This is a genomic window from Psychrobacter sp. 1U2, from assembly GCF_051847575.1.
Map to the genome: position 1 here is coordinate 1 of NZ_JBPYDC010001203.1, position 669 is coordinate 669.

General features: G+C 43.9%; 1 protein-coding gene. It reads left to right on the top strand.

The window, feature by feature from the left end; all coding sequences use genetic code 11:
• A partial coding sequence (locus ACS8FD_RS21210; RefSeq protein ID WP_439277322.1) for a GntP family permease occupies positions 1–669 on the top strand: 669 nt, incomplete at both ends.

The window sequence follows — 669 nt, forward strand, 5'->3', positions numbered from 1 at the left end:
GCTGGTATTGGTCATCGCTCTAAACGCGTTACTTACTTATGCTGTTTTTCCGTCATTAGACTTTAGCGGCTTGCAAGCCCAGTTCCCAGACTTAAATATCGATGGATCACTTGGACTTTGGTCAATTATTATCTCGTTAGTTGTAGCCTGTATAGTTTTGATCGTATTGCGTATTGGTCATTGGAATAACCTACAAAAGACCATCAACCGTGGTACTTACGATTCGATGTTACCGATTTTTAATACGGCATCAGAAGTTGGCTACGGTGCGGTGATTGCATCATTGGCAGGTTTTCTTATCATTCGTGACAATATCTTAAATCTAAGCCCTAATAACCCGCTTATCTCAGAAGCCGTGGCGATGACCACGCTTGCTGGTATTACAGGCTCATCATCTGGTGGTTTAAGTATTGCACTGTCGACGCTCGGTGACGACTATTTAAGAATGGCGGTAGAAGCTGGAATTGATCCAGAGCTTATGCACCGTGTGGCAGTTATGGCAGCGGGCGGTCTTGACACTCTGCCCCATAGTGGCGCTGTCATCACGTTATTTGCTATTTGCGGCTTGACCCATAAACAGTCATATTTAAACCTTGCCATGGTCACCATGGTTATTCCGTTAATCGCTGTTACCTCTATCATTATCTTAGGTACGATGTTTGGTTCTTT